The 14,376-nt window shown below is 54.6% G+C and carries 12 protein-coding genes; 9 read left to right on the top strand and 3 right to left on the bottom strand.

From position 1 onward, the window contains the following. Positions 1-171: 171 nt before the first annotated feature. From moaB to GOV45_RS04640, 3 genes are all read left to right on the top strand, one after another. Positions 172-714 (top strand): molybdenum cofactor biosynthesis protein B, encoded by a 543-nt coding sequence (gene moaB, locus GOV45_RS04630; protein WP_170474807.1) that lies wholly within the window; start codon positions 172-174, stop codon positions 712-714. Between the two features lie 106 nt (positions 715-820). Further along, the gene (locus GOV45_RS04635; protein WP_170474810.1) at positions 821-2,275 is read left to right on the top strand and encodes an efflux RND transporter periplasmic adaptor subunit; all 1,455 of its coding nucleotides are present in this window, start codon (positions 821-823) and stop codon (positions 2,273-2,275) included. Between the two features lie 5 nt (positions 2,276-2,280). Further along, positions 2,281-5,682: an efflux RND transporter permease subunit gene (locus tag GOV45_RS04640; protein ID WP_170474813.1), complete on the top strand. Its 3,402-nt coding sequence runs from the start codon at positions 2,281-2,283 to the stop codon at positions 5,680-5,682. Here GOV45_RS04640 and GOV45_RS04645 read toward each other — a convergent pair. After that, positions 5,679-6,137 (bottom strand): NUDIX hydrolase, encoded by a 459-nt coding sequence (locus GOV45_RS04645; protein WP_367648651.1) that lies wholly within the window; start codon positions 6,135-6,137, stop codon positions 5,679-5,681. The two genes, GOV45_RS04640 and GOV45_RS04645, sit on opposite strands and share 4 nt — an antisense overlap. Next, positions 6,103-6,912 carry a protein-disulfide reductase DsbD domain-containing protein gene (locus GOV45_RS04650; protein WP_437436510.1) on the bottom strand — a complete coding sequence of 270 codons (810 nt, stop codon included), beginning with the start codon at positions 6,910-6,912 and terminating at the stop codon, positions 6,103-6,105. The genes GOV45_RS04645 and GOV45_RS04650 overlap by 35 nt, the downstream gene beginning before the upstream one ends. A gap of 150 nt (positions 6,913-7,062) precedes the next feature. On the opposite strand from GOV45_RS04650, the gene GOV45_RS04655 reads away from it, so the two are divergent. Further along, positions 7,063-7,617: a YqgE/AlgH family protein gene (locus tag GOV45_RS04655; protein WP_170474819.1), complete on the top strand. Its 555-nt coding sequence runs from the start codon at positions 7,063-7,065 to the stop codon at positions 7,615-7,617. On the opposite strand, the gene GOV45_RS04660 is transcribed toward GOV45_RS04655, so the two are convergent. After that, positions 7,614-8,561, bottom strand: a complete 948-nt coding sequence (locus tag GOV45_RS04660) for an L-threonylcarbamoyladenylate synthase (RefSeq protein ID WP_170474822.1) — start codon at positions 8,559-8,561, stop codon at positions 7,614-7,616. The two genes, GOV45_RS04655 and GOV45_RS04660, sit on opposite strands and share 4 nt — an antisense overlap. 122 nt (positions 8,562-8,683) lie before the next feature. Between GOV45_RS04660 and GOV45_RS04665 the strand changes: the two genes are divergently transcribed. The 5 genes from GOV45_RS04665 (at position 8,684) to GOV45_RS04685 (ending at position 14,326) form a co-directional block, all read left to right on the top strand. Then, positions 8,684-10,387 (top strand): acyl-CoA dehydrogenase, encoded by a 1,704-nt coding sequence (locus GOV45_RS04665; protein WP_170474825.1) that lies wholly within the window; start codon positions 8,684-8,686, stop codon positions 10,385-10,387. Continuing rightward, positions 10,387-11,433, top strand: a complete 1,047-nt coding sequence (locus GOV45_RS04670; RefSeq protein WP_170474828.1) for an MBL fold metallo-hydrolase — start codon at positions 10,387-10,389, stop codon at positions 11,431-11,433. Before GOV45_RS04665 ends, GOV45_RS04670 begins: the two co-directional genes overlap by 1 nt. 5 nt (positions 11,434-11,438) lie before the next feature. Beyond that, entirely contained in the window at positions 11,439-11,891 is a 453-nt protein-coding gene (locus GOV45_RS04675; RefSeq protein WP_170474831.1) for a DUF6173 family protein, read from the top strand. A gap of 64 nt (positions 11,892-11,955) precedes the next feature. Continuing rightward, positions 11,956-13,794 carry a glycerophosphodiester phosphodiesterase gene (locus tag GOV45_RS04680; RefSeq protein WP_170474833.1) on the top strand — a complete coding sequence of 613 codons (1,839 nt, stop codon included), beginning with the start codon at positions 11,956-11,958 and terminating at the stop codon, positions 13,792-13,794. After that, positions 13,781-14,326 (top strand): hypothetical protein, encoded by a 546-nt coding sequence (locus GOV45_RS04685; RefSeq protein ID WP_170474836.1) that lies wholly within the window; start codon positions 13,781-13,783, stop codon positions 14,324-14,326. Before GOV45_RS04680 ends, GOV45_RS04685 begins: the two co-directional genes overlap by 14 nt. The last annotated feature ends 50 nt before the right edge of the window (positions 14,327-14,376 follow it).

A 14,376-nucleotide genomic window follows, 5' to 3' on the forward strand; every position in this document is an offset into this window, starting at 1 on the left:
CAAGGCCCAAGAATGTTCCGCGAAGAATGGACTGGTCTGTTGGTTTGCGGGCGGTGAGCTTCGGGTTTTGGTTTCGAAGGCCATTGCTTCGGGAGTTTTAGTCTGGATCAACGATGGCCTGTCTTTGCCACCGATGGTTCGGTTTTCTAGTATGGAAAGGGCCTGAACTGCATGACGAATATTGACGAAAACAAAGAGTTCATCCCTGTCCGGATTGCTGTTCTTACGGTTTCCGACACAAGGTCCTTGGCGGATGACCGATCAGGTCAGACCTTGGTCGATCGCATTGTAAAGGCCGGACACATTCTAGCCGACCGACAAATCGTTCAGGATGAGCGCTCCGAAATAGCTGCCCGCTTACGTCTATGGGTGGCCGATCCCGAGATTGACGTGGTAATTTCGACTGGCGGCACCGGGCTAACAGGTCGAGATGTTTCGGTTGAAGCGCACCGAGATGTTTATGAAAAAGAGATCGATGCGTTTGGAACAGTTTTCACAATCGTTTCAATGCAGAAGATTGGCACCTCGGCCGTTCAGTCACGTGCCACTGGAGGCGTAGCAGCTGGGACATATCTGTTTGCTCTTCCCGGCAGTCCTGGTGCCTGCAAGGACGCATGGGATGCCATCCTTGAAAAACAGTTCGATTATCGTCACCGCCCCTGCAATTTCGTGGAAATATTGCCCAGATTGGACGAACATCTGCGACGGAAGTAGGATGTTCGTGCGTTAAACACTAAGTAACTGTGTTGTGGCTTGGCAATTTTCATTGCTCAGCTACCTTTTTCGTAGGGCTACAGTCGCAAACGGAGCTGAGACATCAATGCGATTTCTAAGGCAAAGCCTTGTCGGTGTTTTCCTTGCGTTTATGACGCTGGGCCTGTTGTTCGTAGCTGGTCATATGATTTCCGGGGCAATTCAAGATGTTCTCACCCGCGATACGCAGGCACCCGCGGCCCGAGAGCGTATATTTGCTGTCAGTGTCAGAACAGCTCAGCCGGAAACTGTGGTTCCTTATTTAGAAGCATTCGGTCAGGTACAAAGCCGTCGGCGGCTTGAGTTGCGCGCGGCTCTCGCTGGTCGTGTGGTCGCATTGGCCGAGGATTTTGAAGATGGGGGGACGGTCACTTCAGGCGAACTGTTGGTCGAGCTTGATCCTGCAGATGCTCAATCTGCATTGGACAGCGCCAAGTCCGACTTGCTTGATGCGCAATTCGAAGAACGTGACGCGGAACGTTCGCTTCTGTTGGCGCAAGATGAATTGCGATCTGCCGAAGCGCAAGCCGAATTGCGGGAGCGTGCGCTTCAACGTCAGCGCGACTTGCAAACACGAGGAGTCGGAGCGGCAGCCAGCGTGGAAGAGGCTGAATTGGCGGCGACCTCAGCTCAGCAGGCTGTTCTTTCCAGTCGGATTGCCCTGGCGCAGGCTGAGTCGCGGGTTGATCAAGCCACAACATTGCTTTCGCGCGCCCGAATTGCCTTGGATGGAGCAGAGCGCGATCTGGAAGACATGACAATCCATGCCAGTTTCGCGGGAACTCTGACAGGAGTGACGCTGGTAGAAGGGCGACTTGTTTCAGCGAACGAAAAACTGGCTGAACTGGTTGACCCAAACGCGCTCGAGGTCGCGTTCCGTGTATCCACAGCACAATATGTGAGACTGCTGGATGATACCGGCGCTTTGATTCAAGCACCTGTCACCGTATCGCTGGAAGTTACCGGAACTGACCTGACTGCAACCGGTCTGATCAGTCGCGACAGCGGGTCGGCAGGAGAGGGACAGACAGGACGTTTGGTCTTTGCTCGCCTTGACGGTGCGCAGGGGTTTAAACCCGGGGATTTCGTAACTGTAACTGTCGAAGAGCAACCCCTGGAAAATGTGGTTCGTTTGCCATCGTCGGTTCTGGACGCCACTGGTAATGTACTGGTTCTTGGAAAAGACGACCGGCTAGAGCCTTTGCCCGTTCAACTGGTGAGACGACAGGGCGATGAGGTTTTACTGCGGGGTGAAGGGCTGGCAGGCCGCGAAGTTGTGATTGGTCGAACTCCGCTTTTGGGTTCTGGCGTTCGTGTGCGACCTTTGCGTGTTGAAGCCAGTGCTGATGTCGAACCGGACATGGTCGAACTGACTGACGAACAGCGCGCGCGATTTGTGGCACAGGTCGAAGCAAGCAGTCACATGCCGCAGGCAGTCAAAGATCGGGTATTGGGTCAGCTTCGTGAGGCAAGCGTGCCGGCTTCTTTGGTTCGCCGGCTTGAGACCCGGGCCGGAGGCTGACCAAGATGATGCGCGAAATACCGGGAGCGGCGGGGGGCATCCTCAGCTATTTCACGCGTCATCGTACGGTTGCGAACCTATTGTTGCTGGTCATGCTGGTACTGGGAGCTGCTGCCGTTCCAAATATGCGCGCGCAGTTTTTTCCGGACGTGATCCTCGAACGTGTCGATGTAAACGTTGCATGGGACGGGGCCGGACCCGAGGATGTAGACAATGGCATCGTACAATTGCTGGAACCTGCCTTGCTTGCGGTCGAAGGTGTGGCGAGTACAGAGTCAACTTCACGAGAAGGGTCAGCACGAATACGGCTGGAGTTTGAGCCGAACTGGGATATGTCGCGCGCTGTAGAAGAAGTCAGAACAGCCGTCGACAGTGTGAATAACCTTCCCGAAGATTCCGAAGAGCCTACGATTCAACGCGGCGCGTGGCGCGATCGGGTCACCGACGTGGTCATAACCGGGCCCATCGAAGCAGAACAATTGGCCAAGTTTACAGATGAACTGATCAGCCGTTTGTTTGCAGTTGGCGTTACTCGTACCACAATTCGTGGTTTGGCTGCTCCGCGTGTGGTCGTCGAAGTACCGACCGCGCAATTGATCGCTAACGACATCACCATGTCTGAGATCGCATCGGCTATTGCAGCTGAGGTCACCGCAAGTCCGGCTGGTGATGTGACAGGTGCTAATGCACGTATTCGCACTGGTGCGGAAAAACGCACTCCAGAAGAAATCGAAGGCATCACGCTGCGCAGTTTTGCGGATGGGTCCAAGCTGATTGTTGGCGATGTGGCGCAGATCAGGGTTGAAGGTGTTACCCGGAATCGCAGCTACTTTGTTGGCGACGACCCGGCCATGTCTGTGCGGGTGGATCGTTCGAACCTGGGTGATGCGATTGAAATCCAGCATACAGTTGAGGATGTGGTTCTGGATATGCAGGCAAGCCTGCCCGAAGGTATCACCATCGAACTGATCAGAACCCGTGCTCAGGCAATCACAGACCGTCTGGATATCCTTGTCGATAATGGGCTTGTCGGCCTTGGGCTGGTTGTCTGCCTATTGTTCTTGTTTCTGAACGCTCGAATTGCGTTTTGGGTCGCCGCCGGAATTCCCGTGGCTATGTCTGCTGCGATTGCACTGATGTACCTCGGTGGACTTTCTATCAATATGGTGTCGCTGTTTGGCCTGATCATCACGTTGGGCATCGTAGTGGATGATGCCATTGTCGTGGGGGAACATGCCGATTTTCGTGCCCGTCGTTTGGGTGAGGCACCTGTTGTCGCCGCAGAACGAGCCGCGCGACGGATGGCGATGCCAGTATTCGCAGCTACAATTACGACCGTCATTGCTTTTTTTGGTCTTACGCTCGTGGGAGGTCGGTTCGGCGAACTGATCCGCGACATCCCATTCACCGTCATCGCTGTGTTGGCAGCCTCGCTGATCGAGTGTTTCCTGATTCTGCCGAACCACATGGCTCATGCCATCGCGCATTCGGCCAAGGAACATTGGTATGACTTGCCTAACCGCTTGGTAAATCGAGGGTTTCGCTGGGTACGGGATAATTTGTTTCGCCCACTAGTCGCATGGGTGGTCTGGGCGCGATACGTCGTCGTAGCTTTGATGGTCGTGATCTTGGCCAGTCAGATTGCTTTGTTTATCCAAGGCGACGTGAAATGGCGGTTCTTTAATGCACCGGAACGAGGCTCGGTCACCGGCAATTTTGTAATGGTCGAAGGTGCCACTCGCGCGGACACCATGGAAATGATGCGCATGGTTCAACGTGCAACTGTTGAACTGGGTGAGGTTTACCAAGAACGTCACGGCCGCAACCCAATTGATTATGTTCTGGCCGAGGTTGGTGGTTCTGCCGGATTCGGACTGGCTGCAGCGGACGGTAAAGATGACGACTTGCTTGGCGGCATCTCTATCGAGCTGATAGATGCCGACCTGCGCCCATATTCCAGTTTTGAGTTCGTCGGCGAGCTGCAAGACTTTGTTCCGCGCCACCCGAAAGTCGAGTTGCTCAGTTTCCGGGGATGGCGGTCCGGACCCGGTGGTGATGCGATAGACGTTCAGTTTTATGGATCCGATGTGAACACATTGAAGGCGGCATCCGAGGACTTGCAGACCGAATTATCGAAATACACTGAGGTGTCAGCGCTTGAAGATAATCTGGCTTACGACAAAGAAGAATTCATTCTGGATCTGACCGCACAGGGGCAAGCGCTTGGTTTCCGAATAGAAACGCTAGGCCGAGTGTTGCGGGATCGTTTGAATGGAATTGAGGCTGCCACATTCCCTGATGGACCACGCAGTGCCGAGATAAGGGTCGAATTGCCCGAAGGAGAGCTGACTGCGGATTTCCTGGAACGAACCCTCATGCGAACACCAGATGGAGTCTATGTGCCGCTGGCTGATATCGTTTCGGTAGAACGCAAGTCGGGGTTTTCGACTGTTCGGCGCGAGAACGGATTGCGCGTGATTTCAGTGAATGGTGACATATCCGAAGACGACCCAACCAAGGCCGCCGAAATCGAGCGAGCGATGCGCGAAGACATACTGCCCAATATCGCCGCAGAACGGCAGGTGGAATGGCGCATGGCGGGTTTAAGCGAACAAGAAGACGAATTTCTCTCCGAGGCGCGAACCGGGCTGATCCTATGTCTTGCCGGAATTTACCTTGTGTTGGCATGGGTATTTGCCAGCTGGACGCGACCATTGGTTGTCATGGCAATTATTCCTTTTGGGTTGGTAGGGGCAATCTGGGGCCACTACATTTGGGGCGTGCCGCTCAGTATGTTCACCGTAGTCGGTCTGTTGGGCATGACTGGAATTATCATCAACGACTCTATCGTTTTGGTGACTACAATCGATGGCTATCAGCAAGAGCGTGGACTTGTACCGTCAATTGTCGAGGGCACCGCAGATCGTTTGCGACCAGTGATGTTGACAACCCTGACAACGGTTCTGGGGCTTACGCCTTTGCTTTACGAAAGCTCTCAACAAGCACAGTTCTTGAAGCCTACGGTAATCACGTTGGTTTACGGCCTAGGGTTTGGGATGCTCTTGGTCCTATTGCTCGTACCTGCGCTTTTGGCGATCCTGAACGATGTTTCGCGACCTATGATCGCGATGCGTCGCGCGATGAGGGCACCGGACAGAGTTGTGAGAGGTGCAGTCGCGGCAACGGCCTCTGCTTTATTCCTGTGGCTGGTCGCTTCAATGGTTTGGCCCGCCTTAACCGGTACGCCAATTGGTTTTTTGTCCGGGTTTTACCCAGGCGATGAAGGGTTAACCATTCTTCGACTGGGCTTTGGTATTTTCGCGGCAGGTGCAGCAATTATCCTGATCTTGGGTGTGACAATCTCAGGAATGCTTTACGGGCGCTTATCAGGCCGCGCGGGCACCTAATTCAGCCGCATGGCCTGCGCAAGCAACTCTGGCACCCGTTCGCTCATTTGCAGGTCTCCAATAAGGATTTTCTGAAATGGAAACCAGCGTGCGTCACGAGCATCGTCAGCGGCAACTGGCGCTCCGGACAAATACCGACACATAACGCCGACCAGCAAATAGTGCGATTGCACTCGCCCAGCCGCGTCGCGACCTAATAAATCCAGATTGTCGATATAGCTATCCGGCCGCGCAGTAACCCCGGTTTCTTCCAGCAACTCTCGCGCCGCTGCCTCAAGAACAGTTTCGCCCCATTCTACGTGGCCACCCGGAAACCCCCACAACCCTTGGTCCGGCTGCTTTTTACGCTGGACCAACAAAACCTGATCCTGGTGTAGCACCACGGCCAGGGCACCAATTTTAGGGACGGGGTTCATTTGGTCAGCCTGCGTCGCACCCAATGATATCAACCGCATGGCTTGCGCCCAAAACAGTGATTCTAACCTCGGATCGATCCAATGCGAACGGACCGCCCGAGACATTCGTTACCTCGGTTCGGGCAATCAAAGTGTTGCCATCGCGTTTTGTTTCCGCTTGCGAAGCCCAAAGCAATGGGTTTCCGGGTTCGATCACTGCGAATTCGGCACCGCCAGCCGAAGGCATCGTAACATGGGCTTCGATTTGCATTCCATCGGTAGTCGGCTTCAAGTGACAGGATGCGGCGGCAACGCCAGCTTCTCGCGCGGAAAACGGGCGTTGGGCCAATGCCGCCGCAATAGCAGGGTTCCTAGCGGCCTGGGCGTCCAGCGTGTGATCAAAGCCCAAACGGCCCGGGACACAGACATCTTTGCACACACCCAAATCCATCTCACCACGCAAGCGAACTGGCTTTGCAGGGTTTTGCGGTGTGATTTCAACAGGCAAGATCAATTGATTCTCATAGCCAATGGATTGCAGGCCATTTTGGTCGAAAACAAGCGGAGCAGGCCAGGTTATCTCGACATCGCCAACATTGCGTGAACGACTCCAATCGAACTGCGGTGGAATTCCCGCGTCGCCGGGAGCGCGCCAATATGTTTTCCAACCATCTTTGAGTTTCAATCGAAGTGCGCCCTGATATGTCCCTTCGGGCGTTCTGCCGCCATCCAAGATTTCCAATTGAACCAACTGATCCATGCCTTGCGCAAAGGCAGACGTTGCAAAGCAAAGGTTTGCCGTAAGTGCAATTGCGGTTGGTTTCCAGAAACTCATCATGACCTATAAATGCGCATTGTTGGCAAGATTGCCAAGTCACGTTCAGGTCAGTGGGGTGAAATGTGTCTGATTCCCCTCAGATCACTTGCCATTTCCTGCGATACAGGGCCATTGTTGACAGGCAGCCGAGAAACGAGACCCCTAAAAATGGACCTGACCGGAAAACTGCTGATTGCAATGCCTGGCATGGGCGACCCAAGGTTTGAGCATGCGGTAGTCTATATTTGCAGCCATGCCGACGATGGAGCAATGGGGCTTATCATCAACAAACCGTCGGATCTTCGCATCAAGACTTTGTTGCAGCAACTCGAAATTCCTTGCCGCATACCTGTTGTTGGCGAACGGCTGGTTCATTTTGGCGGGCCTGTCGAGATGTCACGCGGATTCGTGCTTCATTCCGCAGACTACGAGGCTAACTTGCACTCAATGCAAATCAGCTCTGACTTTAGCATGACTGCGACCTTGGATGTGCTTGAAGATTTAGCGTCTGGGACAGGGCCTCTGAATGCAATGGTGGCATTGGGATATTCAGGATGGGGACCGGATCAGCTTGAGGATGAGATTGCCATGAATGGGTGGCTTACGACTGATGCCAGCCCAAAGTTGGTTTATGACCTGCCCGATGATGAAAAATGGGAAGCTGCGTTGGCGACTTTGGGCGTTGACCCTCTAACTTTATCAGCCAGCGCTGGCCGGGCTTAACTTCGAGGGGCTGCTGCCCGTCGCAGACGGTCATTTATTGCTTTGCCAAGACCGATTTCCGGGATCGGAGACACTGCAATCGGGCGGCCTGACTTATCCAGTTCGTGCAGGCAGGCAAACAAGTTTGCGGCAGCTTCGTTCAAGTTGCCGTCCGGTGACAGGTTCATGTCACAGACCACCTCTCCGAAACCGAGCAACACTTCGCCGCCTTGCTGTGACTCGGCATTCAGGCGAACCGAAGCATCGGGCGCATAATGGGACAGTAATTGTCCCGGAGCGGTAAGTGGTTCACCGGGCTCGCGCAGGTGGAGCCGGTTGCCCAGAACCGATTCGACACTTTCCAGGGCTACGCCACCCGGGCGCAGTAATGTTGGCGTGCCGGTAAGCCCAATTATGGTTGATTCCAAACCCACTCCGCAGGGGCCGTCATCCAGGACCGCGGTTATGCGACCATCTAAACCGGCGAGAACATGAGCGGCGGTCGTTGGGCTGATTCGGCCTGAAGGATTTGCTGAAGGGGCCGCGATAGGTGCATCCAAGGTTTTCAAAAGTGCACGCGCTGTGGGGTGGGCTGGAACGCGAACGGCCAGCGTGTCTAACCCTGCAGTAACCAGTGAGGACACTCCGCCTCCTGCCTTTAAAGGAAGAACAAGTGTCAAGGGGCCGGGCCAGAACTGTTCCGCCAGACGCTCGGCTTCATCCGACCATTTAACATAGCGTTGTGCTGCCTCGACCGAGGAAACGTGAGCGATAAGGGGATTGAAGCTGGGTCGCCCTTTGGCCGCGTATATTGCAGCCACAGCTTCGCCGTTCCGCGCGTCGCCGCCCAGGCCATAAACCGTCTCAGTCGGGAACGCGACCAACAGACCCTGCCGCAGGTAATCTGCGGCCTGTTCCAATCCTGCTGGATCGGCGGACAAATACTCTGTGCGGTAAGGGATCATTTGTGGTGACGCCGCGTTTTGGTTGATTGCAACATAGGGACAGGTAGGTAATCGTTCCAACCCAGATGAATAATTATGCGGCTTGCGGATTCCAAGCCCACGCGTAAAACCCGAGAGAAGCCATGCCTTATCGCGCCCCAATCTCCGATTATCAATTCCTGTTAGATAAAGTGGTCGATTTTGATCAGATCGCCGCCACAGAGACGTTCTCGGAGGCCAGCGCCGATGTGGTCAGCGCGATCCTGTCCGAGGCTGGCAAGATGTGCGAAGAGGTTATGGCTCCTCTGCAACGCCCCGGTGATCTCGAACCGGCGCGTCTGGAAAACGGCGTTCTTAGAACCTCGCCCGGTTACGCAAACGGCTGGAAAGCGATCGCAGAAGGCGGCTGGATCGGAATGAGCGGCGACCCTGAATACGGTGGCATGGGTTTGCCAATGACGGTCACGACAGCGGTTAACGAAATGATGAGCGCGGCCTGTCTTTCACTTCAATTGGCGCCATTGATGACGCAAGGCCAGATCGAAGCATTGGAAAACCACGCCAGTGACGCGCTGAAAGAGCTTTACTTGCCTAAGATGATGGCGGGTGACTGGTCTGGCACCATGAACCTGACTGAACCACAGGCTGGATCTGATGTAGGAGCGCTGACCTCTAAAGCCGAACCCAACGGCGACGGCACATATGCCGTAACCGGGCAGAAAATCTACATCTCGTGGGGCGATAATGACTTTTGCGAGAACGTCTGCCATCTGGTACTTGCCCGGTTGCCGGATGGTGTCCCGGGAACCAAGGGAATTTCGCTGTTTCTGGTGCCAAAGTTTATTCCCGATGAAAACGGCAACCCCGGTGTTGCAAACGATCTGAAGGTCGTTTCGCTCGAGCATAAAATGGGCCTTCACGGCTCACCCACATGCGTGATGCAATATGACGGGGCCAAGGGTTGGCTTGTGGGGAAGGAACATGGTGGCATGGCCGCGATGTTCACCATGATGAACAATGCGCGTCTGGGTGTCGGCGGGCAAGGTGTCGGTGCGGCTGAAGGCGCTTATCAGCACGCGCTGGGATATGCGCTGGAACGCAGACAAGGCAAAACGCCGTCCGGTACCATCATTGATCACGCGGATGTGCGCAGAATGCTAATGGAGATGCGAGCCGATGTATTTGCCGCGCGCGCCATTCTGTTGGCTAACGCGGCGGCCATTGATCTGGCGCAGGCGACTGGGGACCAGGAATGGGCCGCGCGTGCGGCTCTGTTGACGCCGATTTGCAAGGCATTCGGAACGCAAACCGGAATGCGAGTAGCTGAAACCGGGGTGCAAGTGCATGGTGGTATGGGTTACATCGAAGAAACCGGTGCAGCGCAATACTATCGAGATGTCCGAGTGACCGCGATTTATGAGGGGACGAACGGCATTCAGGCAATGGACCTTGTCGGGCGGAAAATGATGGATGGTGGCGAGGCAGCTTCAAACCTGCTGGACGAGATTGAGGATCAGGCAGAACGGGCACGCGCGGTTCTACCTGAATTGGCGGGTCCTGTGTGGGAAGCCACTGAATCTTTGCGGGAAACAACGGAATGGTTGGTTTCGCAAATTGAAATGAACGAGCGATTTGCTGGCGCAGTGCCCTATCTGCAAGCATTTGCCCGCGTATTGGGTGGGCATTACCATCTGTCCGCAGCCTTGGCCGATCCGGATGGGCCGCGGGCGAAGCTGGCGCGTTTTTATATTAATGCATTGCTGCCGGAACATGTTGGACTTTTGGCGCAAACCCAAAATGGGGCTGGCGATCTCTATGCGTTAAAAGCAGAAGAGTTGGCAGTCTGATGGACGGGGACGTGCCCATCACGATACGTTATCCTTGGACCGAACCACCTGCACCTGGTGAGTGGACCCAGATAGCTGAAGGGGTTCTATGGATAAGGCTTCCGCTGCCGATGGCGTTGGATCATGTGAATGTCTACGCTCTTGATGATGGCGATGGGTGGACAGTGGTTGACACAGGGATGTCCTCGAAAAAGACACGCCTGATTTGGGAAAGACTAATGGCGGGGCCATTGTCCGATCGGCCAGTAAATAGGGTTGTTGTCACGCACCACCATCCGGATCATGTCGGAAATGCCGGATGGTTCCAGACCGAACACGACGCGGAACTGGTGGCAAGTCGCACATCGTGGCTGTTTGCACGAATGCTGACTTTAGACGAGCAGGAAAGTTGGCCACAGGAGACTCTGGATTTCTATCGCAGCGCCGGCATGGCCACCGAAGTTCTGTCCAAACGAAAGGCAGATAGGCCTTTCAATTTTGCAGATGTTGTCTATCCCATGCCACTAGGCTTTACCCGGATCAAACAGGGTGATGTCATTCATATGGGTGGCCGGGACTGGGATGTTCACATGGGCAACGGGCACGCCCCAGAACACGCAACATTCTGGAGCCGCGACGATAACCTCGTGCTTACGGGCGACCAAATCCTAAGTTCGATCAGTTCGAACCTTGGCGTATACGCAACCGAACCCATGGCCGACCCTGTTTCGGATTGGCTAGAGGCGTGCGAGCGGTTGGAAACTCTAGCCCGGCCCGATCATTTGGTGCTGGGGGGGCACAAATTGCCTTTTTTAGGTCTTCCGACTCGAATGCGTCAGCTAATAGAAAATCATCACGGCGCGCTAGAGCGTTTGCTTTCGGATTTGGACAAACCAAAAGCAGCCGCAGAATGTTTCCCGGCTTTGTTCAAGCGTCCGATCAAGGACGGCGAATATGGGCTGGCCCTTGTAGAAGCGGTTGCACACTTGAACCATCTTTACCACATTGATGCGGTCACCCGAACGCGTCGCGCGGACGGGGCTTGGGAATATCTGCGCAAAGGTTGATGGAAATGCAGGACAAGATTGAAACATCGGCGGAGGCAGCCGAATCTGCCGCGTTGCCAAGGTGTTACGAGGTGCACGCGAATTCCGAAGTGGATTCTGGTTCGAAAGAGCTTCCCAAGCCATTGCAGGAACCGGTCGAAACCAAAAGTCCTGCCAGATGGGCTTATGAACGCTTGATCCTTTACATCCAAAACTTTGAAAAAACGCTGGACGGTGACCATGAGGTGGCGATGGGTTTCACGGGTGGTGATACAGGCGTGATGAGAATCGAAGGCATGGGCTACTTCGACCCTGATATCATAACCTTTTATGGCTCGGATGGCGGCAACGCACGAAGTCAGTTGGTGCAGCACGTGAGCCAGCTAAACGTGATGCTGCGGGCGTTACCAAAATCTATTGACGACAAGCCAGCCAATCGCATCGGTTTCCGGTTGGCCGCTGATCTGGAAGAAAACTGACAGTCTGACTTGCAATTCCAGCTCACGCAGCCTTGAATGAATGGATCATTCAGGAGGGCGCAGCTTGACCAATTTCTCCGCTGTAACAAATGCCTACGCTGGTTCCTGGGCGCGGAGACTTGTCTTTGTCCCAGTTTATGTAGCCGTAAGACTTTTGTTGGTAGCTTTGATAGCGCCAGGTATTGCCATGGCCGTCAATTTGGCGGTCTCGCTGTCGGATCAAGCTGCGTTGACCGATCAAGACATTGCAATGTTCCTGTTATCACCAGCTGGATTTATTGCGGCCGTTGTCGTGCTCAGCTTGTTTCTGCTGGCCGAGGTATTCGTTTTTGCGGTGATGGCCGGTTCCCTGCGTATGGGCGAGGAAGACCCATGGCGTGCAGGACGTTCTGCGGTCACCCTCATCCTTTCACGCTTTCCTGCTTTGTTCGGATTCGCTGTGCGCCTGATTTTACGTGTCCTTTTTTTGGCCGTGCCCTTCGTTGCAGCAGCAGGGTTGGTCGCGTGGTGGACGCTGACCGAATATGATATCAACTACTATCTAACATTCCACCCTCCTGCATTCTGGGTGGCTGTGATTTTGATTGGGCTTATCGTTCTTACGCTGGCATGGGTTTTGATCCGCAGGTTATCGGCCTGGGCGCTGGGCCTGCACTTGGTGCTGTTCGAGAATTCGGGTTCCGCTGCCGCATTTTCGCAAAGTGCGCGACGGATGGAAGGCAAGCGGGTTCGCTTGAAGATCGAACTTGCCATCTGGCTGGCAATTCGACTTGTTATCGCCGCGGCGATTGCCTTTGTTGCTGGCCTTTTGTTTGCGCTCGTCCCATTGCAAGAGGGGGTCAACCTCAGGTTTGCACTCACCCTCAGTTCGATCGTTGCCGGCCTTTGGTCTTTGGCTGGACTCGTTTTAGCAGCCACAGCGCTGGGCGCTTTGGCGGTTGTATTGGATGATTTTTTCGAGCCGAAATTCGAAACGCCGTTGTACCCTGCATCCAGTAGCATGCGCCGGCCAGTTCTGGTAACCGTTACCATCGCTGTCGCGGCAGTCTTGATTGGTCTTTGGTCCGGTCAGGCCCTGTTAGAACGTATTCAGGCACCGGATCACGCCGAAGTCATTGGCCACCGCGGCGCCGCTGCCTTGCGCCCTGAAAACACGATGGCTGCCGTCGTTAAGGCCATCGAAGATGGGGCGGATTGGGTCGAGATCGACGTTCAGGAAACTGCCGACGGCGTTGTGATTGTCGCTCATGATAGCGATTTTATGAAATTGGCAGGCGTTGACCTTAAAGTCTGGGATGCCACCATGGAAGATGTATCAGAAATCGACATCGGCAGCTGGTTTGATCCGGAATACGCGTCGGAACGTACTCCGACCCTGATTGATGTTCTCACGGCAGCAAAGGGCAAGGCCAAGGTCATCATCGAACTTAAATATTATGGCCACGATGTCGATCTGGAAAACCGCGTGGTGAATGTTGTTGAAGAGCTTGGAATGCAGGAAGATATAGCGACAATGTCTCTAAAGTACCCTGCAGTCCAGAAAATGAAGGCGCTGCGCCCCGATTGGAGAGCTGGAGTTCTGGCCGCAACCGCTGTGGGGGACTTGAGTGGGTTGGATGGCGATTTTGTTGCCGTGAATGCGGCAACGGTGTCGCCGGGTTTGATCCGGAAGGTCCATGAGTCTGGCAAGGACATCTATGTTTGGACGGTGAATGACCCATTGCAGATGTCATCGATGGCTTCCATGGGCGTAGACGGGTTGATCACCGACCGACCTGCTATGGCACGCGAGGTTTTGCGCTTGCGTGCTGAGATGGGTCCGGGCGAGCGATTGTTGCTATGGTTAGCAACAACGTTTGGCCTGTCGATCGATACTGACGAGATGCGAGATGACAGTCCTTAGGTGGAGCGTGGCATTGATCTGTCTTGCGACGGCGAGTGCGGCGCAGGACTTGATCCGAAATGTCGAGATGCCCGCACATCGCGCGCTGATGGAGGCCCGGGCAAACACACAGCCAAACGAATTTGAAACTGATGGCTGCTCAGGCGGGTTGTCCTCCAGTTGGCGTTTGCTCGCAGATACGTTTCCAAAATTCGGTGTCCTGTACGAAGAGCATCCGCCATGGGAAAACTGCTGTGTTACTCACGACCGCGCGTACCACAATGCTGGCGGTTCGCAAAACGCAGAGGAAAGTTTCGACGCCCGTTTACAGGCGGATGATGCGCTCAGATCCTGCGTAAAATCCCACGGTGAAAGCCATGCAGAAGAGTATGCGTCGCGGTATGAAATGTCTGAGGACCAGATTCGATCTGCCCATTCCATAACCGCTGAAGCGATGTTTATGGCAGTGAGATTTGGCGGAGGCCCCTGCAGCGGATTGCCTTGGCGCTGGGGTTTTGGATATCCGGGGTGTTCGGTTTTCAAATCTCGCTGACCTGCGCGCGATTGACGTCGTGACAGGCAGGAGAATTTCCATTATCCAAC

The sequence above is a fragment of the Ruegeria arenilitoris genome (assembly GCF_013035425.1).
GTDB lineage: Bacteria > Pseudomonadota > Alphaproteobacteria > Rhodobacterales > Rhodobacteraceae > Ruegeria > Ruegeria arenilitoris_A.